General features: G+C 64.9%; 24 protein-coding genes. 9 read left to right on the plus strand and 15 right to left on the minus strand.

All coding sequences use genetic code 11. The features are described 5' to 3' along the window. Positions 1 to 54: 54 nt before the first annotated feature. From LT988_RS11705 to LT988_RS11715, 4 genes are read right to left on the minus strand one after another with little or no spacing between them, the layout of a single operon-like run. Entirely contained in the window at positions 55 to 402 is a 348-nt protein-coding gene (locus LT988_RS11705; protein WP_232410307.1) for a DUF5615 family PIN-like protein, read from the minus strand. Further along, complete coding sequence (locus LT988_RS11710; protein ID WP_232410308.1) at positions 386 to 628, minus strand: DUF433 domain-containing protein; 243 nt, start codon at positions 626 to 628, stop codon at positions 386 to 388. The genes LT988_RS11705 and LT988_RS11710 overlap by 17 nt, the downstream gene beginning before the upstream one ends. Beyond that, positions 625 to 1,179 carry a PIN domain-containing protein gene (locus tag LT988_RS25565; protein ID WP_408648069.1) on the minus strand — a complete coding sequence of 185 codons (555 nt, stop codon included), beginning with the start codon at positions 1,177 to 1,179 and terminating at the stop codon, positions 625 to 627. The genes LT988_RS11710 and LT988_RS25565 overlap by 4 nt, the downstream gene beginning before the upstream one ends. Beyond that, positions 1,176 to 1,436, minus strand: coding sequence for a DUF6364 family protein (locus LT988_RS11715; RefSeq protein ID WP_232410309.1), 261 nt, complete (start codon positions 1,434 to 1,436; stop codon positions 1,176 to 1,178). The genes LT988_RS25565 and LT988_RS11715 overlap by 4 nt, the downstream gene beginning before the upstream one ends. A gap of 852 nt (positions 1,437 to 2,288) precedes the next feature. Here LT988_RS11715 and LT988_RS11720 point away from each other — a divergent pair. From LT988_RS11720 to LT988_RS11740, 5 genes are all read left to right on the plus strand, one after another. Beyond that, a complete protein-coding gene (locus LT988_RS11720) occupies positions 2,289 to 2,606 on the plus strand; it encodes a hypothetical protein (protein ID WP_232410310.1) in 318 nt (105 codons plus the stop codon). Between the two features lie 157 nt (positions 2,607 to 2,763). Next, positions 2,764 to 3,201, plus strand: a complete 438-nt coding sequence (locus LT988_RS11725) for a hypothetical protein (protein WP_232410311.1) — start codon at positions 2,764 to 2,766, stop codon at positions 3,199 to 3,201. A 107-nt stretch (positions 3,202 to 3,308) separates the two neighbouring features. Then, on the plus strand, positions 3,309 to 3,683 hold the full coding sequence (locus LT988_RS11730) for a hypothetical protein (protein WP_232410312.1): 375 nt from the start codon (positions 3,309 to 3,311) through the stop codon (positions 3,681 to 3,683). Positions 3,684 to 3,826: 143 nt separating this feature from the next. Beyond that, complete coding sequence (locus LT988_RS11735) at positions 3,827 to 4,498, plus strand: hypothetical protein (protein WP_232410313.1); 672 nt, start codon at positions 3,827 to 3,829, stop codon at positions 4,496 to 4,498. Between the two features lie 172 nt (positions 4,499 to 4,670). Further along, on the plus strand, positions 4,671 to 5,066 hold the full coding sequence (locus LT988_RS11740; protein ID WP_232410314.1) for a hypothetical protein: 396 nt from the start codon (positions 4,671 to 4,673) through the stop codon (positions 5,064 to 5,066). 55 nt (positions 5,067 to 5,121) lie between these two features. On the opposite strand, the gene LT988_RS11745 is transcribed toward LT988_RS11740, so the two are convergent. Continuing rightward, entirely contained in the window at positions 5,122 to 5,547 is a 426-nt protein-coding gene (locus tag LT988_RS11745) for a PIN domain-containing protein (protein ID WP_232410315.1), read from the minus strand. Beyond that, the gene (locus LT988_RS11750; protein ID WP_232410316.1) at positions 5,534 to 5,755 is read right to left on the minus strand and encodes a MerR family transcriptional regulator; all 222 of its coding nucleotides are present in this window, start codon (positions 5,753 to 5,755) and stop codon (positions 5,534 to 5,536) included. The genes LT988_RS11745 and LT988_RS11750 overlap by 14 nt, the downstream gene beginning before the upstream one ends. 79 nt (positions 5,756 to 5,834) lie before the next feature. On the opposite strand from LT988_RS11750, the gene LT988_RS11755 reads away from it, so the two are divergent. Continuing rightward, positions 5,835 to 6,059 carry a hypothetical protein gene (locus LT988_RS11755; RefSeq protein WP_232410317.1) on the plus strand — a complete coding sequence of 75 codons (225 nt, stop codon included), beginning with the start codon at positions 5,835 to 5,837 and terminating at the stop codon, positions 6,057 to 6,059. A 31-nt stretch (positions 6,060 to 6,090) separates the two neighbouring features. On the opposite strand, the gene LT988_RS11760 is transcribed toward LT988_RS11755, so the two are convergent. Further along, complete coding sequence (locus LT988_RS11760; RefSeq protein WP_232410318.1) at positions 6,091 to 6,360, minus strand: GlsB/YeaQ/YmgE family stress response membrane protein; 270 nt, start codon at positions 6,358 to 6,360, stop codon at positions 6,091 to 6,093. A gap of 419 nt (positions 6,361 to 6,779) precedes the next feature. On the opposite strand from LT988_RS11760, the gene LT988_RS11765 reads away from it, so the two are divergent. Further along, a complete protein-coding gene (locus tag LT988_RS11765) occupies positions 6,780 to 7,415 on the plus strand; it encodes a response regulator (RefSeq protein WP_232410319.1) in 636 nt (211 codons plus the stop codon). A 135-nt stretch (positions 7,416 to 7,550) separates the two neighbouring features. On the opposite strand, the gene LT988_RS11770 is transcribed toward LT988_RS11765, so the two are convergent. The 6 genes from LT988_RS11770 to LT988_RS11795 all read right to left on the minus strand — a co-directional run bounded on the left by LT988_RS11770 (position 7,551) and on the right by LT988_RS11795 (position 14,219). Next, complete coding sequence (locus tag LT988_RS11770; RefSeq protein WP_232410320.1) at positions 7,551 to 9,095, minus strand: mechanosensitive ion channel family protein; 1,545 nt, start codon at positions 9,093 to 9,095, stop codon at positions 7,551 to 7,553. 88 nt (positions 9,096 to 9,183) lie between these two features. After that, positions 9,184 to 10,011: a bifunctional DNA-formamidopyrimidine glycosylase/DNA-(apurinic or apyrimidinic site) lyase gene (gene mutM, locus LT988_RS11775; protein ID WP_232410321.1), complete on the minus strand. Its 828-nt coding sequence runs from the start codon at positions 10,009 to 10,011 to the stop codon at positions 9,184 to 9,186. Further along, on the minus strand, positions 10,011 to 11,183 hold the full coding sequence (locus tag LT988_RS11780; RefSeq protein WP_232410322.1) for a DUF4340 domain-containing protein: 1,173 nt from the start codon (positions 11,181 to 11,183) through the stop codon (positions 10,011 to 10,013). The genes mutM and LT988_RS11780 overlap by 1 nt, the downstream gene beginning before the upstream one ends. Continuing rightward, positions 11,180 to 12,553, minus strand: coding sequence for a GldG family protein (locus LT988_RS11785; protein WP_232410323.1), 1,374 nt, complete (start codon positions 12,551 to 12,553; stop codon positions 11,180 to 11,182). Before LT988_RS11785 ends, LT988_RS11780 begins: the two co-directional genes overlap by 4 nt. After that, positions 12,550 to 13,287, minus strand: coding sequence for an ABC transporter permease (locus tag LT988_RS11790; protein ID WP_232410324.1), 738 nt, complete (start codon positions 13,285 to 13,287; stop codon positions 12,550 to 12,552). Before LT988_RS11790 ends, LT988_RS11785 begins: the two co-directional genes overlap by 4 nt. Then, positions 13,284 to 14,219, minus strand: a complete 936-nt coding sequence (locus tag LT988_RS11795) for an ABC transporter ATP-binding protein (protein WP_232410325.1) — start codon at positions 14,217 to 14,219, stop codon at positions 13,284 to 13,286. The genes LT988_RS11790 and LT988_RS11795 overlap by 4 nt, the downstream gene beginning before the upstream one ends. Before the next feature lie 349 nt (positions 14,220 to 14,568). On the opposite strand from LT988_RS11795, the gene LT988_RS11800 reads away from it, so the two are divergent. Continuing rightward, positions 14,569 to 15,426, plus strand: a complete 858-nt coding sequence (locus LT988_RS11800) for a DUF6920 family protein (RefSeq protein WP_232410326.1) — start codon at positions 14,569 to 14,571, stop codon at positions 15,424 to 15,426. A 156-nt stretch (positions 15,427 to 15,582) separates the two neighbouring features. Further along, positions 15,583 to 16,512, plus strand: a complete 930-nt coding sequence (locus tag LT988_RS11805; protein ID WP_232410327.1) for a sulfurtransferase — start codon at positions 15,583 to 15,585, stop codon at positions 16,510 to 16,512. A 45-nt stretch (positions 16,513 to 16,557) separates the two neighbouring features. On the opposite strand, the gene LT988_RS11810 is transcribed toward LT988_RS11805, so the two are convergent. Continuing rightward, entirely contained in the window at positions 16,558 to 18,264 is a 1,707-nt protein-coding gene (locus LT988_RS11810) for a winged helix-turn-helix domain-containing tetratricopeptide repeat protein (RefSeq protein WP_232410328.1), read from the minus strand. A gap of 188 nt (positions 18,265 to 18,452) precedes the next feature. Then, positions 18,453 to 18,875, minus strand: coding sequence for a PGPGW domain-containing protein (locus tag LT988_RS11815; RefSeq protein ID WP_232410329.1), 423 nt, complete (start codon positions 18,873 to 18,875; stop codon positions 18,453 to 18,455). Between the last annotated feature and the right edge of the window lie 118 nt (positions 18,876 to 18,993).

Below are 18,993 nucleotides of genomic sequence, written 5' to 3' on the forward strand. Positions count from 1 at the left end.
CGACGCCAAAGCCTCCCAGCAGGTAGCGGAACCGCTGTCGCGTTCCGCGCGGGCTCAACCCGGCAGCCGCAAGGTGACCACGAGTAGCGCCTCCTCGGCCGACGCCACAAAGCGTCCGATCTCCTCGCGCGATTCGCGCAACAGTCGAAGGACGGGGACCGTTCCGGCATTCCCGACACTCAGCCAGACCACCTTGGGTGGGGCGCCGTACTGAAAGCTGCGCTGGCGAAAATCGTTGTCCTTGGAGACCAGCACGTAGCCCTCTGCCTTGGCGTATTCCCAAACCAACGTGTCCGTGGCGCCGCGAAGACCCACCAATTCCACGTGGCTGCTCTCCGGATACAGATCCCCCAACAGGGCCGGGAGCCTGGGGCTCAGGTTCTCGTCAAGCAGCAATTTCATGCGGCACGCCCGTCGCCAACCGCCGCTCCCGCTGGGCCGCGAACATCAGCACTGCCCTCAGATCCTCCGCCTTGAGACTGGGGAAATCCGCCAGGATCTCCTCCTCGCTCATGCCCCCGGCCATATACTCCAGGATGTCATAGACCGTGATACGGGTCCCGCGGATGCACGGCTTGCCGCCGCGGACGTCCGGGTCGATGGCAATCCGTTCGTTCAAGTCGATCATGGTTCTTCCTCCTCGGCCAACGAATCCAAGGTTAGACCAAAAGGGCCGACCGCCTCGCAGCCATCCGCGTTGCGAAGACGGCGCAAATGCCCGCAGGGCGATCCGCCAGTCCGCCGCCCCTCCCTTTGCAGCATCCTCCCAGCGGATGCCCGAACGCCCCGCCGGCTCCGTGGCTCCTGCCGCGCGACGGGGCACGCGCCCCGTCCGGTAGGTTTAGTATGCGGCCCGACGTCACCGGACAAACGTGCGGCACGGAGTACACGCTCCGTCCCGCGCGAGCTTTGCTGAGATGCGTCAAGACAAGACCTGACGACCCCGCCTCTCGCTCGGTGCCGGAGCCTCCCGACCGTAGAAAAGGTTCCAGGCTCAATTAAATCTGTGTCGTGCGCCTTGCGAATGATGTCGAAGACATTGTTGAAGCTGATGGCCGAGACCGGCGCCTCGCAGACGCCGGTCTCGGCCAGGGTCCAGACGCGAGCGGCCGCCGCATAGAAGGGCTCGCGCTTTGCCAAGACGTCGAGCAGCAGGTTGGTGTCGACGAAGATCCTCACCCGGCTTCGCCGTAGCGCTCCCGCAGGGCGTCACCGAGGAGATCGGCGTCCGCGCTGCCGGGTCCCAGCTCCGCTAGCCCGGTTGCGGCCCGAGTGAGGGGACCGATGAAGTCGGCGCGACGCGGGTGGTCCAGCGCATCGAGCCCGCGGATGAGCCCGGCGAGCATGGCCGAGGCACTGGTGTTGCGGGCAAGTGCCGCCTGCCTGGCGCGCTCGATGACCGATGCATCCATGCTGAGGGTAAGCTTTGTGTTCATGGTGGACCCCAAGATACGTAAGAGTTTACAGAAAGGCGACGTATTGCAGGCCGGATCGTCAATCGGTCTGGCGACTTCGCCACCGCTCCCCCTTCGCGAGCGCGGCTCGGGACGCCGCTGCCGAAGCCCGCGGTGCGGGAAAACACATCCACCCGTTTCCTTACGGGCGCCCGTCCCGAGCCGACAGCCGCCAAAAAAGTTGGCTGGTGGAACACACATTGTTTGGTTTGCCGAACTGCTTGGCCGGAAGGGGGTGTGCTTCGCGTAACAATGGTTGGGCAGACCCGCCACGGTCGCTGTCCGGCAAGGACTGGGAGCGCCGGCTTTCCAGCCGGCCTCGCGCGCCGGGGGCTCGATGCCCCCGGTGCGCGATCTGCAGTGGTCGTTCCGTGCCGCGGCGGGTGGTGATGACCGACCGTCGTGACGCCGTCAACGCGGCATCGAGCCGCGTCGACGGCGAGCCGGCTGGAAAGCCGGCGCTCCCAGTGAGTCGCGGCGGGTCAGCACGCGCCGAAACACGGATGCGACGTCTGCGCAACCCACCAGAATGTTGGCCGGCCGAACAAATTGTTTGGTTTGCCGAACTTTTTGCTCCGGCAGCCGTGCAGCCACTGACGCAGGATGTATCTTCCGCGGTCGATCGAGCGGAGTCAGGGCCGACCCGCCAACGGACGCGCCGGACCTTGTCTTGGCCTTATGGCCCCGCAAATCTCGCCGGCTCGCCGATAGACGCGCCGTGCCGGGGATCCGATAAGCCCGCGCGAAGCGGCTCGACAGTTAGCGAAAACAAAGGCGCAACGGGGCGCCGCCGTATCCAAGTCGCCCCAAACTTGAAATAGAGAGCATGACTTGATGAACACCTTCGTGAAGATCGCCGCCGCCGGCCTCGCCGCCGTTGCCCTCACCGCCTGCGTCGAGGAGTCCAGCACCCGCTCCGGCGCCGGCATGCAGGCCCCGGTCAACTACGACGATCTGCGCATCGGGAGCGACATGGACGCGGAGCGCGGTCTGGAGAGCCGCGGCTTCGTTGCGGTCGACGGCAGTCAATCCGAAAGCGGCTTCTCCCACCTCATCATGTACAACCGCCAGACCGGCCAGTGCGTGGATTTGGAAACGAGTGGGGGCAAGGTCATGACCCTCAACGAGGTCACGCATCCGAAGTGCCGCTGAGCGCCATCGGGAGCGTGTATCGCGACTGCGACCGCTGCTGATTGGCCTAACGCCCGGATTTTAAAAGCCGATTGACGCGGGCGTGCGTTGCATGCTCTGTCTGGCGCCGCTGGGCCGCGGCGACCGTTTCATTCCAATCCATCAGGAGTACCCGATCATGAAAATGTCCATCGTTGCCGTCGCCATGCTGCTCACCGCGGCCGCTCCCGCCGGCTTTGCCTCGACCGCCTCGGAACGGGAATACCAGCGCGGCTACAACGACTGCTCCCAAGGCCGCTACGACCAGGACCAGCACGGCGAGTCCTACAAGAAGGGCTGCCGCGCCGCCGAGGACGGCCAGCCAGCCCCGGCCGCCGCGGGCAGCCACGGGTCGAAGGCCAAGATCTCGGATCTGAAGGACATGGACTCGATCAAGGCCTTCGACGTGATGACCTCGCGCGGCTTCAAGAGTGTGGACTACCTCGACAGGGGAAACTCGGCGTATAGCATCTTCTACAACCCCGAGACCGGCCAATGCGTCCAGCTGAGCGAAGACAATAACACTGGCCGCGTCGTGAGCGCCGATGACATCGGGACCCATCCGAAGTGCCGCTGAGCGCCCGCCGGCATGACAGCATCCGCGCCAATGTCGGCCTGCGGTGCCAGCGCCGGGCTCCACGGCCAGAGATACGCGGCGAAGATCGCCGCGTATCGGCGTGAGCCATGGTTGTCTTATTCAGGCTCGTCTATCTCTGCGCGGCGCTCCTCGCGAGCGCTGCGGGCGTGCTCGTCATCGCCAGCTTCTTCATTCCGGATCGCGCCCCGCAGGGCACTGAATTCCTCGGCATCCACCTCGCGGTCGGCGCCGTCTTCCTGGGCGTGGGCGTCCTGCTCTCGGGCATACAGCGGCACGTCGCCGGTATTGCGGCACTGGCGGCGCACGGACACGCTGCCGAGACAGTGCAGGGGTTGGCAGCCCATCTCGGCCGGCTTCTGGCGTACCTCCTTGTGGGAGGCGCCTTTCTCTGCGCGGTGCTCGGCATGATGACCTATGCCATCCTGACCCGCATCGATCAGGGTTTTGCAGTGTTCGGGTGAAGCGCCTCTTGCGTTCAGCGGTGGAAATGACGCCGCGTCCGGCAACCGCGTTGGACCATTATGTCGGCCCCCGCTTGCCCGGGTTGCAGGAGAGGCCGGAGCGAGTACCTACACACCAACATCGATCGGAGGCCCTGAAGACGATGAATCGGAAAGCACCGGCGGCCCTCGTTGCCGCCGTCTTGGCGGGCTGGACGTTGCCGTCCGCCGCGGACTGGACGCAGGCCCGTTGCGAGATCTACCCGAAGGGCTCGGACAAGCTGCAGACGATGGTGCCCTGCACCTTCGGCCAGCGGCAGGGCTACATCACCATCACCCGCGAGGACGGCGTCACCTACGACCTCTCGCCGGTCGGTGACAGGCCAGGCAACTTCCGCGACCAGGACGGGAACGCGGTGTATCGCCAGAGCGGGCTCGGCGAGGCGGGGCTGATCTTCCGTTTCCCGAAGGAGAGCCTGTTCGTCTGGTGGGACAACGCCGCGAGCCCGCCTGCCGGCGCGGACAACGCCACTGCACCCTTCGCAACGAGGCGCGATGGCGGCACCTACGACGCCACCACCCTGCTGCGCTGCAAGGCGGCGGGTGACAGGGAGTACGGCAACTGCCCGGCCGGCATTCTGCGCATGGAGAATAGCCAGGCGTCGATCGTGATCCAGAGCCAGCTCGGCCAGCAGTTCACGGTCAACTTCATGACCGACTACGTCAACGCCACCGTCGGCGAGGTGAAGGCCAAGCTGAACGGCGACCTGTGGACCGTGACCCGCGACAACGGCGAGGTCTACGAGGTGCCGCTGTCGGCCATCGAGGGCGGGTAAGGGCGGGCTTATGCGCCGGCTGTCCGGGCGTGGGACTGTTCAGCCGGGTATGGGTAGCGCCCGGTAGGATGTGTCGAGCGCAGCGAAACCCATCTGTCCCAAACCCATCTGTCGAAGCTCATCATCCCTCTTCGTATTCAGATCAAGCTTTCACACCAACCCCGAGATGACCATGACTCCAATCACCCGTGTCCTATTCGCCGCACTGCTCGTCTCCACCACCGCGCTGGCCGGCCTCCACACCGAGCGCGTCCACTTCGCCAAAGGCGCCAACAGCGCCACCATCGAGGGCAGAATCCAGGGCGACATGACCATCGACTACCTGCTCGGCGCCAAGCAGGGCCAGTCCATGAACGTCAGCATGGCCACCGACAACGGCGCCAACTATTTCAACATCATCGCCCCGGGCAAGGAAAACGAGGCCATGTTCGTCGGCTCCTCCTCCGGCAACCAGTTCGAGGGCCGGCTGCCCGCGAGCGGCGACTACAAGGTCCGCGTCTATCTCATGCGCAGCGCCGCGCGCCGCGACGAGATCGCCAACTATCGGCTGGAGATGATCATCGATTGACGGGCGGCGACCCGAAGCCGTAGGACACTCTCTTTCATCCCGGAATGACGGGTTTCTACCCGCTCTCGGGCTTGAACGGATCGGCAATCCGCAGACCATCGATGACGCGTCCGTCCTGCATGTCTTCGGTATACAGCACCCGGCACTGGGCCTTGAGCGCCATGGTGACGATCAAGGCACCCCAAATCGAAAAGCCGTGCAAGCGATGAAAGTCGATCGCACGCAGGACGTCATCGTGGCCAATGCTCAGGATCTCCAATCGGCCGAAGAGCTCGACCTTGCGGCGCGCGATCGCTGCATCGACGCCCAGCTTGCGGGTCACCGCCGCAAAGTACTCCTGTAGTACCTGCGTAGACAGCACACCGTTTCCGGTTTGCCATCCAGCGTGCAACAGGGACAGGCTGATTGCCTGCTTGGCCGGTGCATCCGCATCGTCCGTATAGACCAGAACATTGGTGTCCACAAAGCTACGTTCTTTCATGGAGCTCGTCGCGATCGAAATGCCAACCACCGGAATGACCCGTGCCGCTCAGCGACTCGACCTCCTGCCAATCCGCATGGCGGTGCTCCACGCCTGTCAGGCGCGAAAGCTCCTCGCGAATCAGTTGATTGAGGCTTTGGCCGCGTGCGGCTGCGACCTTACGCGCCGCCGACAGCGTCTTCTCGTCGATCGAAAGGGTGATGTTCATGACACTGGCTCTGCGTACACTGGTTCTGTGCAAATTAGTAGGGCATAGCTGAAATTTCCATCACCTGTGCAAAGGCGTCGTGAGGTTGAGGTGCCCGGCCGGCATCCTGCGCACGGAGAACAGCCAGGCATCGATCGTGATCCAGAGCCAGCTCGGCCAGCAGTTCACCGTCAACTTCATGACCGACTATGTCAACGCCACCGTCGGCGAGGTGAAGGCCAAGCTGAACGGCGACCTGTGGACCGTCACCCGCGACAACGGCGAGGTCTACGAGGTGCCGCTGTCGGCCATCGAGGGCGGATGAGAGCGCCCTATCTACGGACCTTGAGCTCGGATCAGTGTTTCTTGATCCTGGCGACGGCGAATAGGATGAGAGCGGCGCCGATGGCGGCCGTGATCGGGGCTCCGACCAAGCCGACTTCGAGATCCACGGGGACGAGCCCGAAGAGAAACCCGCCGATGAAGGCACCCAAGACGCCGATTGCCATCCGGCCCGGCAGGCCCGGGCCGACGCGGGGCATGAGCCGTCCGGCGACCAGGCCTGCGAAGGCGCCGATAAGCAGGAATGCGAGCAACAAGCCGACGACGAGACTGGTGACATTCAAGATAAGCTCCTTGACTCATCGAGCGGCGCGCGAGCCGTTCGAGCATGTTACCGAATCCGCGCGGGGCATATGATTCAGGTTCCGACGCCATGGTTGAAACCGAAGCAAACCCCGACCTGCACCGCTGCGGCCCGACGCGGAGCGTCGTACTTGGCCTCGCCGGGACCGTGGCCCCGAATCCGGTCATGGGCGCACATATCGCGCTCGCGTGGAGGCCGCAGGTTCCCGAGCTGCTGGATATGTCCTTCGAGGATCTGCCCGATTCTTGTTTTCCTTTGCGTCCTTCGCGCCTTTGCGGTTCTAAATTCCGGATTTAGGATCAATGCGCCCCCGGGGCGTGGGTTCGTTCGTGGATTCCGATCGAGTCCGAAAGCGGTTAGGATCAGGAAACGCTGACTCACGCGACAATCATCCCAGCCATGCCCGCGAAGATCCTACTGTGCGACGATCACACCCTGGTCCGCGAGGGACTTGCGGCGCTGCTGCGACAACGCACCGACTGGACCGTGGTGGCGGAGGCGGCCGATGGCCGAGAGGCCGTGGAGCTGGCTGCCCGGCTGCAGCCGGACGTGGTGCTCATGGACGTTGCCATGCCCCGGATGTCGGGCACCGAAGCAGCAGCGGCCATCCACGAGGCGGCGCCGGCCACACGGATCGTTGCCCTGTCCATGTTCGGCGACGCCATGTCTCGGCGTGGCATGTTCGAGGCCGGAGCCCTGGCCTATGTGCTGAAGAACAATGCGGCCACGGACCTCTTCGCAGCCATCGACGGGGCGTTGCGAGGCGAGACCTACCTCAGCCCGGCCCTCGCCGAGCCGACCGCTCGGTCCGACACGGGCGCTACAGACCCCGAGAAGATCCAGCTCACCGGCCGGGAGCGCGATGTGCTGCGTCTTCTCGCCGAGGGTCGGCGCACCAGAGATATCGCCACGGAGATCGGAATCAGCCCCAAAACCGTCGAGACCTACCGCAGCCGCATTGTCCACAAGCTACGCATCGAGAGCTTGGCCGGATTGGTGAAGTACGCAATTCGCGCAGGCATTGTCCGAGGTTGAGCGCGTAGGGTTCGGTTCATACCTCACCGCACCCTACAGGAATTCCAGATGTGCCTCGGTGGCCTTGCGCACCGCGGCAATCGGCACACTCCGACCGAAGATCACCAAGCGCAGGCGCTCGTCGATGTCGTCGGGCTAGGAGCGGCGCGTGAAGCGTGATTGGCGGGCCATGAGTCCTTCGATGCGCTGGCGGATATCGCGCAGGCTCAGGCGCCCGACCGGCTGGCGGCTCGCAGCCCTGGCCGCATCCGCTGCATCAACGCGCTCCTTCACGATGCGGGCGAAGCGCTCGGCCAACTCCGGGCGCCTGGCCAACAGGGACTTGAGGCAATCGAGATCGATCCGAATCAGGGTCACGTCGCTCTTGGCCCGCAACTCCAGGAAGGAGGGCTCGTCGGTCAACATGGATGTGATGCCCAGGTGATGGCCCGGACCCAGGACCTCCGTCACTTTGCGGGTGCGATCGGGCAGTGTAATTGCGGCCTCCACGAGCCCGCCGACGATTACGTAGAAGGCATCGCTCGGGGCGCCTTCGGCGAGGATCACATGCCCGCTGTCGAAGTGAGAATAGACGCTGCGCGCGGCAACCTGCTCAAGCTCCTCCTGCGTCAGCAAACCCGCAACATCCAGACTCTTGAGTGCGAGTAGGATCGTTGGCGGCTCGGCCTGGACCATGGCCGCTCGGCGGGTGTGCAGCTCGTGGACGTCCGGCGCCATGTTGATCCCGGCGCGCTGCATGGCCCAGTGAATCTCGCGAAACAGCTCCTCGCGACCGCGAAACACTGCGGGATAGTTCTTCAAATGGACCCAAACCATGTACTGGTACGGGATGGTCGTCGCATCCGCGAGCCGAACGATCGGATGGGGGAACTTGAGAATGCTTTCGCACCGCAAGGCCGCGTCCAGGATGAGTGCCGTGACAAAGCGCGGATCGACCTCGGGCGGAATCCGCACGAAGTACCAAGGCGCGAAGAGATGCTGGTCGTCGTGCAGATTCTTCAGCGGCTCGCCCGCCATCTTTGAATTCGGGATGACATGGGTGGCATTGTCCCAGCCCCGCAGCCGTGTAGCGCGCCAGTTCAGGTCGATGACCTGGCCGACGGTACCGTCGCGCAGCTCCACCCAATCCCCCATCTTGAACGGCCGCTCGATGCCGAGTGCGATCCCGGAGAAGAGATCGCCGAGCGTGCGCTGGAGCGCAAGACCGAGCACCGCAGCGGCGACACCTGTGGAGAGCCAAATCCCGGTAAAGGAATAGCCGCGCTCCCAGAGCAGGATCGCAATCCCCACGAACATGAGCGCGCCGTAGAGCAAGCCGACGACCAGCTTGGGTACCCGCTCGGGCAGTGCGGCGTCGGCCTTGCGCAGGATCATGACCTCGATCAGGCGAGCAAGCAGCCAACTGGCAACCAGATAGCAGACGACCAGGGTACCGGTCCGAACCCCGGCCTCGGCATTCGCAAGCTCCAGCCGTGGCGTGAGCAGCAGGAGCAGACTCCCCGCCACCAAGACCACGACGGGCCACAAGAGCAGATCGCCGACGGCGAGTACGATCGGAAGGCGTTGACCCAGCCGGCGCCCCTGGAACGGTCCCGATCCGAGGCGCCAGAGCATGAGCACAAGCGTCACACCCAGGAGAATCGGCCAATGCAGTTGAGCCAGTTGTTCAAATAGGATCATCGTTTCTCCGGGCGGTCTGCACGCGACCGACGCTCGGCGCCGAGCCGAGAGATTCGGATAGGTTCCCCGCCTCGTCGCCTCGTTCGTGTCAGTGTTGACAGCGCACGCAATAGAAGCTCGAGCGTTGTCCGATGCGCCTCTGGCGGAGGGGTGCGCCGCACGCGACGCAGGGCTCGCCGGTGCGGCCGTAGACCCGCAGCGACTGGGCGAAATAGCCGGGGTTGCCGTTCTCCTGGACGAAGTCGCGCAGGGTGGTGCCGCCCTGGGTAATGGAGGCTTGAAGCACGCCGCGGATCACCGCGGCAAGACGACGATAACGCTCCAACCCAATCCGATGGCACGCACGTGACGGATGGATGCCGGCCAGAAACAGCGATTCGTTGGCATAGATGTTCCCGACCCCGACGACGACGGATGCGTCCATCAGGAACACCTTCACGGCAACACGCCGTTCTCGAGCCAGGCGATGGAGATGATCGCCGTCGAACGTCGTCCCGAGCGGCTCTGGACCCAGCCCGCAAAGCAGCGGATGACGGACCTCGGCAAGCTCGGGCGTTTCCGGGAGCCAGAGAAAAAGACCGAAGCGGCGCGGGTCGTGAAACCGAAGACAACGCCGATCCGTCAATACCAGGTCGAGGTGGTCGTGCTTCTTCGGCGGACTGTCCGCGGGGACGACCCGCAGGCTGCCGGACATCCCCAGATGGATCAAGAGACTCCCTTGATCCAATCCGATCAGGAGATATTTGCTGCGCCGCGATAAGGATCGCACGGATTGACCCGCCACGCGCTCTGCGGTCTCGACCGGAATCGGCTGGCGCAGCCTCGGTTCGCGCACGATCAGTTGCTCGATCCGACGGCCTTCCAGGTAAGGACGGATGCCGCGGAGCGTGGTCTCGACCTCCGGAAGCTCGGGCATCAGGGTTGCCCCCGCTGCGGATCTGAATCTCCGGGTATGGGACCGGCATCCGCAGGATCCGGGGCGAAGGGATCCAGACCGAAGCCCTCGGGCAGCTCTCGCCCCTCCTCGACCCCGAAACCCGCCTGCCCGGAACCGTCCCGAGTCAGCACCTCTTCGCGAAGCACGTCATGCGGGCGCAGGCGGACCTCGGGTGGCGAACCGAGCGGGAGCTCGCCCGAGAGCGGGGCGTCCGGGTCCATCAGCGAATGCGGCGTGCTCGGAGATTCGCGCCACTCGGGGTCCGGGGCAAAGACGTCCGACCCCGGACTCGCGGAAGACTGCGGCCAAGCCGCGTCGATCGGCGCGGCATCCGGGCCGACATCCGGATCGGCTAAGGGCGCCGCACCCGAAACCGGCGGCGTCGGGTCGATCGCGCTCGGATCTTCGGTCAGCTCGGGAGCCTCCCCGAGCACGTAGGTGAGCCTCAGGTCCGGTCGCGTCCAACGTCGACCGTCCTCCGACACCCGATAGCGCACCCGCGTCCCGTCCGCGGCGCTCAGCTCGAGCAGCGCGCCGTTCGGGTCTCCGATCAAAGGCTCGACCCGCTCGGCGATCAAACCGCCGAGCCGGGCCAAAGTCTCGCCGTTCAGCGGGACGCTGTCGCGCGTGGCGAAGACAGGCCCGAGATCGCGCGGGAGAGGCGTGCGCGCGACATAGTCGATCGGCGGCACGATCAGCAGCTGCTGGAAGCGGTCAGGGATCAGATGGACCAGGTCGTCGCTCGCGACGTAGCGCCATTGCTCGATCGGGTCCAGCCCGCCCACCGCGATATCGGTCGTGTCCAGACGCAGCCGCAGCTTGACCGGGTCCAGGCCCAGCGCGTCACGGGCAACGGCCTGCACCGGAACGCTGCGCAGGAGTGGCGCATCGCGGATCGTGAGCAATGCGGCGACGTGGTCCGGGTCTGCATCCACGTCCCAAGGAGAGCGCATCCGCCAGCCGGGTGCGAGACGCTCCAGCGCGATCATCGGCTCGCCCTCGCGGGCAATCTCGATCAGATGCGGCTCGGGCGCACCCGAGCCGGCCAATGTCGGCGGGGTTCGCGTGACGGCGAGCTCGTGACGAATCGCCCAGCCGAGTGCCGAGAGGACGAGGATCAGAACCAGATTGAGTATCCAGCGCGATCTCATGTCCCCCTCCAACGCAGCCAGCGGATACCGAGTCCGATCAAGAGGAAGATCGCGGGCAAGAGGACCAGGGATCCCAGCCCCATGCGCAGCCGTTGCTGCTCGTCGAGGACGAGCGCATCGGGCTCGCGTGGATCGGGCGGGAGGACCGTAATTTCGCCCGGGTCGCTCAGCCAGGCCAGCAGGGCGAGCGCGAGCGCCCGGTTCCCGTAGGCGCCGATCTGGGCGTTGCTCGCGAAGTCGCCGTCTCCGACCACCAGAACGCGTTGTTCGTGACCATCCTCGGGGATCGGCCGACTCAGGGCCAAAACGACCGGGAGCGGACCGGGCTGCTCGCCGATGACCTCGTCGCGATCGATCAGGCCGTCGAGCCGACCGAGCTCGTTCCAGCTCCGCGCGCCGGTCGCCAGATAGGTATCGAGAATCCATCCGGGTGCGGGCTCGGTCCCGAAGGCGATGCTCCCGGGTAACAAGGCCGGAACGTCGAGCTCGGCCGAGAGCGGGTGATCCGGATACTCGGCGATGACCGCGACGGCCGGCGTCGCGACACCCAAGGCGGCGGCGTCCGCATCGACGACGGTTCCGGGCAGGATCGTCAGACCCAGATACTCGGCCAAGGGCTCAAGCCCGTTGAGCGGTCCGGGATCAAGGAGCCAGAGCAGGTTGCCGCCCCGATTCAGATAGGCGACGAGCCGCTCGATCACACCCGGAAAGAGCGGGATGCGCGGCGTGGAAAGCACCAGAATCCGGGTGTTGATCGGCACCTCGTCGACCCGACCCAGGTCGAGCGGGCGGGCGAGAAATCCTCGCTCGGTCAACTCCCGGCCGAGGCGCCCGAGGTCGGCACCGCCCTCCCCCTGGATCGCGCGCTCACCGTGACCCTCGACCACCGCGACCCAGGGGATACGGCTCGACCCGAGCCGGGCAATTGCGGCGCTGATCGCGCGCTCGCTGATCTCCGAGAGGGTCTCGCGCCGCCCCCGATAGTCCAGCAGGATCTGGCCGATCAGCGTCACCCCGGCATCGCGCGTGCGCTCCGGGAAAAGCTGCGGGTCCACGACCTCGATCCGCATGCCGGGGTGCGCCTGTCGGTATCGCGCGAGCAGCCGCTTGATCCCCTTGCCGAGCGGGCTGGCGGGGTCGGCAAAAACCGTGGCCCGCAGCGGGCCGTCGAGTCGACCGAGGATGGCCAGACTCTCCGGGGTCAGGCTATTGCTGCCGGCGGCGGTCCAATCCCAGTAGCGGTCGTGGCGGGCGACCAACCATCCACCCGCGATCAGGACCGCCAGCAGAAGCATGAGGAACAGCCCGTCCGCGAGCGGACGGTTGAGCCGCCCGAGCTGCGTCGCCGCAAGGGTCAGGATGCGCTTCACCTCAGGATCCGGTTCGCAAGTCGGCGGTGGGTCAGGGCCAGAAAGAGACCCGTAAACCCGAGCAGATAGGCCAAATCGCTCAAACGCACGGATCCGAGCAAAAACCAGAAGAGATGCTCGTTCCAAGAGAGCCAGCCGAACAGCGAGAGATCATGTGCACCCAGCGTCTCGACCCGACCGATCACGGAGAAGACCAGCAGAATCGAGAAGGCGGCAATCACGGATGCACCCGTTTGAGCGCTCAGACTGGAGGCATAGAGGCCCACGGCGCAGAACATCATGCCGACCAGCCAGAGCCCGAGCGTGGCGGCGGCGATCTGACCCGGGTCAAGCTCGGCGCGGCCGGCGAGCAGTGCGATGTTGAGGACCGGCAGCAAACAGAGTGGCGTCATCAGGATCGTCAGCGCGAGAAACTTACCCGCCACCAGCTCGCCGATGCGCACCGGCGCGGCGGCCACCAGCTCGAAACTGCCGTCGCGAAACTCTCCGCTGAGCATCCGCATGGCCATCAGGGGCACCGCGAGCATCAGGATCACGGCAGCGAATCCGAATAGGTTCAGGGCCAGCTCCACCGTCAGGCTCGCAACGCGCTCGCCGGAGGCCAGACCCGTGAAATCGTCGACCACCTTCAGGAAGATCCAGGCGAGCACGACCTGCCCGCCGGCGAGCAGGATCCAGGGCACGGGCGAAACCAGCGCGCTGCGCAGCTCGCGACCCGCGACTACCGCGATCATGCCGTCCCTCCCGCGCCGATCAGATCGAAGAAGACGCGCTCCAAATCCGGGCGCTCCGGCCCCAGCTCGCAGAGATCCAACCCGGCAGTCAGGACCTGGCGGGCCAGATCGGCAGACTCGGCACCCTCGGTCAGGATCACCCGGAATCGGCCCTCCCCGAGGACAACCGCTGCCTCGACACAGGCCAGACGCTCGAGTCGTTCAGCCACCGGACAGGCGTCGGAATCGCCGATCGAGCGCAGCCGCACCCGCCAAAGCGCGGTCGGGCCGAGCGCGCCGAATCGGTCGCTGCGCAGCATCCGGCCTTGATGCAGCACCAGGACACGATCGCAGACCGCTTGGACCTCCGACAAGATATGGCTTGAGAGGATGATCCCGCAATCGCGCGAAAGGTCGCGGATCAGGCTCCGGACCTCGCGGATCTGCACTGGATCAAGTCCCTCCGTCGGCTCGTCCAGAATGAGCAGGCGCGGACGGTGCAGGATCGCTTGGGCGATCCCGAGACGCTGGCGAAAACCCTTGGAGAGCTTGGCGATGAGGGTGCGACCGACCGCGTCGAGTCCGCAGCGCTGCTTCGCCCGATCCACTGCATCGGCGACATCGACACGCGGCACGCGGTGCAACAGGGCGCAGTGGCGTAGATACTCGTCGACCCGAAGCTCGGGATAGAGCGGCGGACGCTCGGGCAGATAACCCAGATGCCGCTTGGCCGCGACCGGGTGCCGCGCAAGATCGATGTCCAGGATCTCGACCCGGCCCCCGCTGGGCGCAAGTGTCCCGCTCAGCAGGCGCAGACAGGTCGTCTTACCGGCCCCGTTCGGCCCGAGCAGGCCCAGCACCTCGCCCTGCCGCAGCTCGAGATCGAGGCCGTACAAGGCCCGACGGGCTCCGAAGCGGCGACTGAGATCGGTGACGCGGGCGAGAGTGTCCATGACGACGGAACGATACCCTGTGCGTGCGGCATTGCCAAACCGCTCCCTATCGGACGGTGGACGGATCGACAGTCACCTTGAATAATGTCCGGGAATCGTTCTGTCCTCGACCCGAGCGGGTCCCACCTTAAACCGCGTCCAGAGCGAGATGCTCAATTTTCGAGTGAGCTCGACGGTTGACGCATCCACGGGCCTAAGCGGGGACGCGGTTTAAAATGATATAATTTTTAATACTTTAAATCTATCCGGCTCCAGCGGTCGTCAAGTCTGCCGGGGCCCATCGCATCCAAAAAATATCGCATGCCGCGTTGGGCGCGGTTTAGCAGCCCCCCGGAACAGAGAATCGAACATGTGGCTGAACCTGGTTTTCCTGTTGTTGCTTGCACTCATCATCATGCCCACGGCCGTTCTGCTCTTCGGGGTCACGCGCTGGCAGGCCGGCACGAACCGGCTGCAAATGCGCTTGGAGAAAGGACGGGGCAGGATCATTCCGAACACCTATGATTCGAGCGAGTTGGAGGGACTGCCCGAGCCCGTGCAGCGCTACTTCCTCATGAGCTTGAAGGACGGCCAACCCATCATCTCCGCTGCCGAGCTGGGGCTCGAAGGGGAGATCGACCTCGGACGCGCTCAGGGCAAATGGTCCCCTACGACGGCGACCCAATCGGTGGTCATGCAAAGCCCTGGATTCCATTGGGACGCCCGGGTGCGGATCGCTCCGGCAACGAAGATCTTCGTGCTCGATGCCTATATCGCCGGCACGGGCATGTTGAAGGCCGCGCTCTTCGGTCTCTTCCCGGTCGTGAAGGTCCCGAGTAGTCCGGAGCTGACCCATGCCGAGCTGATGCGTTTCCTCGCCGAGGCACCTCTGTACCCGACGAAGCTCCTGCCCAGCCAAGGGGTGGTTTGGGAGCCGATCGATGATCGCTCCGCGCGTGCCACACTCGCCGACGGCGATCTGAGCGTATCGCTCGTCTTCGACTTCGACGACACCGGCCTGATCGGCGGCGTGCGCGCGAGCGGGCGTTACCGTGCGCTGGACGGGAAGATGGTGCAAACGCCTTGGGAGGGCAGCTTCTCGGATTACAAGGAACGCAGCGAGATGCAGATCCCGGTGCGGGCGGAGGTTGCCTGGATCCTGCCGGAGGGGCGCACACCTTACTGGCGCGGTCGGGTGACCGACGTCATGTACAAGTTCTCCGCGTGAACGGAGGCGCCTGCGGGTGCTGTCGGTGACGTCGTCGAAGCATCGTCAAAAGGTCGTCTCCTCGCCGGCCGTCGTTTCAATCGGGCTGCTACACCTCCCCTAAGCCCGGGCGCGGTGCTCGGGCCATGCGTGCAATGACCGCTGGAGGGCACGACGATGAAACGTATCTACACCGGATTTTTCCTCGCATTATGGCTCGGGTCGACTTGGGCGCAGACGCCGGGGCCCTTGGTCGATGCGGCCTGGATCGCGGAAAACAGTTGCCTGGAAGATGTGCGCGTGTTGGATATCCGCAGCAAGAAGATCGATGGGGAGTCGCGATCGGAGTATGCACTCGGCCATATCCCTTGCGCGGTGCATTCCGACTATGTGAAGGCAGGCTGGCGGGCCAAGAAGGGTGCCGTGCCCGGTATGCTGCCGCCCATCGACGAGCTCGAGCGCCTCATCGGCGCACTTGGCATCGACGAGACCACGCATGTCGTGGTCGCTCCGCTGGGCGAGAACGCCAAGAGCATGGCGGCCGCGACGCGCGTCTATTGGACCTTCAAGCTCTTGGGTCATGATCGGGTATCCATCCTGAACGGCGGGACTCGTGGTCATGCCGCGGACAAGTCCCGGTCGCTCGAGACCGGCACGACGACACCCGTGCCGAAGAGATTCGTCTCCCGGCTCCGCCCCGAGATGCTCCCGGACCACGAGCAGGTGGCAGCAGCCGCGGCCGATGGCGTCGTCTTGGTCGACTATCGCCGCGCCGACGAGTATCTCGGCATCACGCGAAACGGCAAGACGCAAAAGCCGGGCACGCTGGCGGGCGCCCACAATCTTCCGATCGAGTGGCTGACCGTCGACAACGGGGGCACGTTGCGTTCGCCCGAGGCGTTGCGCCGTTTGACGGTCCTAGCCGAGATCGACCCCGAGGCCCCGCAGATCGCCTTCTGCAACACGGGCCACAATTCGGCTCTCGGTTGGTTTGTTTCGAGCGAGATGCTGGGCAATGCCCGGTCACGACTCTATGACGGCTCGATGGCGGAGTGGAGTCGGCTGGAAGAGCGGCCCATCGAGCGAAAGTTCGCTGCAGCCGATTGAGGGGTCGCAACGATTCGAACGATGGCGGCGACCCGGGCACTGCGTTCAGTCCGGCAGTCCGGCGCGCCGCAGATCGTCCAGGAAACGCTCGCGATAGATGGGATCCCTGATCGGAAAGGCGCGTCGGACATGCGACACGGAGAAGCCCGGGTCCAGCGCCAAGATCTCGCGGGTCTCCCACTCCGCATCCCCGGGTCGATCGGCCGCGGCATAAGCCGCCGCGAGCCAGACGCGACTCAACTGAAAACTCGGACTCATGTCGACGGCGGCCTCGAAATCGGCCAAGGCCCGGTCGATGTCGCCGTTCTCGTAGTGGAGCGCCCCGCGCACGAGTCGGTAGATTGCCGGCACGCGGGGGTTGAGACGGACCGCCCGCTCCATGCTGACCAGTCCGTCGTCGGCTCGGCCGGCGAAGTGAAGGATCCAGGCTAGCAGCGCATGGGCATCGGCATAATTCGGCTTGATTGAGATCGCCTCTTCGGCGCTGCGGATGGCGGCGCCGTAGTTGCGTCGATAGAGATCGATCTGGCCCTGCACGAAATAGACTTGAGGGATCATCCGGTCCAGCGCCCTCGCGCGGGCGATCAACTCTTCCGCCTTTGCCAGACCGTCCTCTGCACCGAGATCCCATCCGTCAACCGCATCACGAACGTAGACCAGTGCGAGCCCGGCATAGGCTCGGGCAAATTCGGGGTCGATGGCGATCGCCCGGCGATAGTGATCGATCGCCATTTGAGTATCCTGGTGAGAACGTCGTCCATAGTGATCGAGTCCGCGGAGAAAGGCATCGTAAGCCTCAATACTCGCGAGGTGACTTCGGCCCAACCTCGCGCGGTCGCTCGGGGCGATCTCGACCTCGATCGCCGAGAGGATGCTGGCGGCGATCTCGTCCTGCAGCGCGAAAAGGTCGTCGATCTGCCGGTCGTAGCGTTCTGCCCAGAGATTGCTGCCGCGCAGACCGTCGACGAGCCGCACATTGATCCGAATCCGGTCCGCGGAACGCTGAAGGCTGCCCTTGAGGACATAGTCGACGCCGAGCTCCCGAGCGATGGCAGGCTCGCTTTCGGTGCCGCCCCGATACGCAAACGCAGAGTTGCGGGCGACAACCCAGAGACCGGAGAGCTTAGACAAATCGGTAATCAGATCCTCGGTAATACCGTCGGCGAAGTAATCCTGCTCCGGAACGGCGCCCAGGTTGACGAAGGGCAGAACCGCGATTCCGGGGATGTGACCCGAGGTCGGAACCGTTCCGCCGCCGTCGGAGACCGTCGGATCGCTCCCGTTCGGGAGAAGCCAGACGGCGATCAAGCTGAGCACAACGAACGCGGCCAGGCTGCGTAACGCGATCGGCCAGGGGGCTCGCGCGGCCCGCCCGGCCGGGAGATCCGGCGGATCTTGCACCCCGCCTCGAACCTCGGCGATCAGACGGTATCCGCTCTTGGAGAGGGTCTCGATATAGCGCGGGTGACGGGCCTCGTCGCCGAGTGCCTTGCGCAGCTTGATGATGGCGCTGGTCACCGCATCGTAGGTCACAACCATCCCGGGCCATGCTTCCGCCTCCAATTCCTCGCGCGAGACCACGGTCCCCGGGCGCGCGGCGAGAAAACAGAGGACCTGCATGACCTTCGGTTCCAGCTTGATTCTTCTGGTCCCGCGGCGAATCTCGTTGGAGCGTGCATGGACCTCCCACTCGCCGACGGCGAAGGGTGCATCCAGCCGCGAGAAGGTCTCCGGATCGCGGGTCGTCGGCAAGGGTCAAGCCTCTATCGGCGCGGCTTCAAGTCGCTTCAGTCTTGAGTTTAGACCCTGTTCCGGGTCTTTCTCCGCATGCGGCGCACGCCTACAAGCTATGCGTCGGCCCGCACCCTTGACGCAATTCCACCGATTGTCCTTGGTGCGGTTTGGAGGATTGAAAACACCAGGATCAAGGAGATCCGGTTTCAGATTTGCGGCGGCACGAGTGGAGCGTGACCGCTGCGACGGCGAATCCAATTGATTCCGTTGAGAACACGCCCTTTGCTCGCGAGTCGGCGTTCAAGCGCGAATTTGCCGGGAAAGTCGCTCAACACCAGCCCCATGATGATGGTGAGAATCCCCTGACCGGGGAGCACCAGCATCAGGATACCCGCCAGGACCAAGATCCAGCCGACCAGGTTCTTGAGCAACCGCAGGCTGAGGTAGGCGACGGGATGGAGTCTCTTCAGACGTGCCGAATGCCGCTCCGGGTCCACGAAATAGTCTTCCGGGATCCGCGCCAAGAGGAACGGCAAGGCGATCAAGGATCCCACGAACATCAGGACTGAAAGTCCGGCCAAGGACAGAAGCAACCCCTGATGGGCCTCGACCCAACTCATGTCGATCATCGCCCTCGCCTCCCGGGCCCTCGGCGGGCTCTTATTCGCGTGCAGTACCCGAGCGCCGATCTGCAGCGCGCTCGGGAGGCAAACCTCGACCTGTGTCGCAGACCGTATCGCCCGCCAT

Source organism: Thiocapsa bogorovii, from assembly GCF_021228795.1.
Classification (GTDB): domain Bacteria; phylum Pseudomonadota; class Gammaproteobacteria; order Chromatiales; family Chromatiaceae; genus Thiocapsa; species Thiocapsa bogorovii.

What these genes read in the sequence shown, in the direction of transcription:
- LT988_RS11800 (WP_232410326.1), top strand. Translation starts at nt 14,569, where the DNA reads ATGTGGCTGAACCTGGTTTTCCTGTTGTTGCTTGCACTCATCATCATG.
- LT988_RS11730 (WP_232410312.1), top strand. Translation starts at nt 3,309, where the DNA reads ATGGTTGTCTTATTCAGGCTCGTCTATCTCTGCGCGGCGCTCCTCGCG.
- LT988_RS11740 (WP_232410314.1), top strand. Translation starts at nt 4,671, where the DNA reads ATGACTCCAATCACCCGTGTCCTATTCGCCGCACTGCTCGTCTCCACC.
- LT988_RS11745 (WP_232410315.1), bottom strand. Translation starts at nt 5,547, where the DNA reads ATGAAAGAACGTAGCTTTGTGGACACCAATGTTCTGGTCTATACGGAC.
- LT988_RS11790 (WP_232410324.1), bottom strand. Translation starts at nt 13,287, where the DNA reads ATGATCGCGGTAGTCGCGGGTCGCGAGCTGCGCAGCGCGCTGGTTTCG.
- LT988_RS11735 (WP_232410313.1), top strand. Translation starts at nt 3,827, where the DNA reads ATGAATCGGAAAGCACCGGCGGCCCTCGTTGCCGCCGTCTTGGCGGGC.
- LT988_RS11805 (WP_232410327.1), top strand. Translation starts at nt 15,583, where the DNA reads ATGAAACGTATCTACACCGGATTTTTCCTCGCATTATGGCTCGGGTCG.
- LT988_RS11750 (WP_232410316.1), bottom strand. Translation starts at nt 5,755, where the DNA reads ATGAACATCACCCTTTCGATCGACGAGAAGACGCTGTCGGCGGCGCGT.
- LT988_RS11770 (WP_232410320.1), bottom strand. Translation starts at nt 9,095, where the DNA reads ATGATCCTATTTGAACAACTGGCTCAACTGCATTGGCCGATTCTCCTG.
- LT988_RS11795 (WP_232410325.1), bottom strand. Translation starts at nt 14,219, where the DNA reads ATGGACACTCTCGCCCGCGTCACCGATCTCAGTCGCCGCTTCGGAGCC.
- LT988_RS11780 (WP_232410322.1), bottom strand. Translation starts at nt 11,183, where the DNA reads ATGAGATCGCGCTGGATACTCAATCTGGTTCTGATCCTCGTCCTCTCG.
- LT988_RS11720 (WP_232410310.1), top strand. Translation starts at nt 2,289, where the DNA reads ATGAACACCTTCGTGAAGATCGCCGCCGCCGGCCTCGCCGCCGTTGCC.
- LT988_RS11765 (WP_232410319.1), top strand. Translation starts at nt 6,780, where the DNA reads ATGCCCGCGAAGATCCTACTGTGCGACGATCACACCCTGGTCCGCGAG.
- LT988_RS11725 (WP_232410311.1), top strand. Translation starts at nt 2,764, where the DNA reads ATGAAAATGTCCATCGTTGCCGTCGCCATGCTGCTCACCGCGGCCGCT.
- mutM (WP_232410321.1), bottom strand. Translation starts at nt 10,011, where the DNA reads ATGCCCGAGCTTCCGGAGGTCGAGACCACGCTCCGCGGCATCCGTCCT.
- LT988_RS11815 (WP_232410329.1), bottom strand. Translation starts at nt 18,875, where the DNA reads ATGATCGACATGAGTTGGGTCGAGGCCCATCAGGGGTTGCTTCTGTCC.
- LT988_RS11710 (WP_232410308.1), bottom strand. Translation starts at nt 628, where the DNA reads ATGATCGACTTGAACGAACGGATTGCCATCGACCCGGACGTCCGCGGC.
- LT988_RS11705 (WP_232410307.1), bottom strand. Translation starts at nt 402, where the DNA reads ATGAAATTGCTGCTTGACGAGAACCTGAGCCCCAGGCTCCCGGCCCTG.
- LT988_RS11715 (WP_232410309.1), bottom strand. Translation starts at nt 1,436, where the DNA reads ATGAACACAAAGCTTACCCTCAGCATGGATGCATCGGTCATCGAGCGC.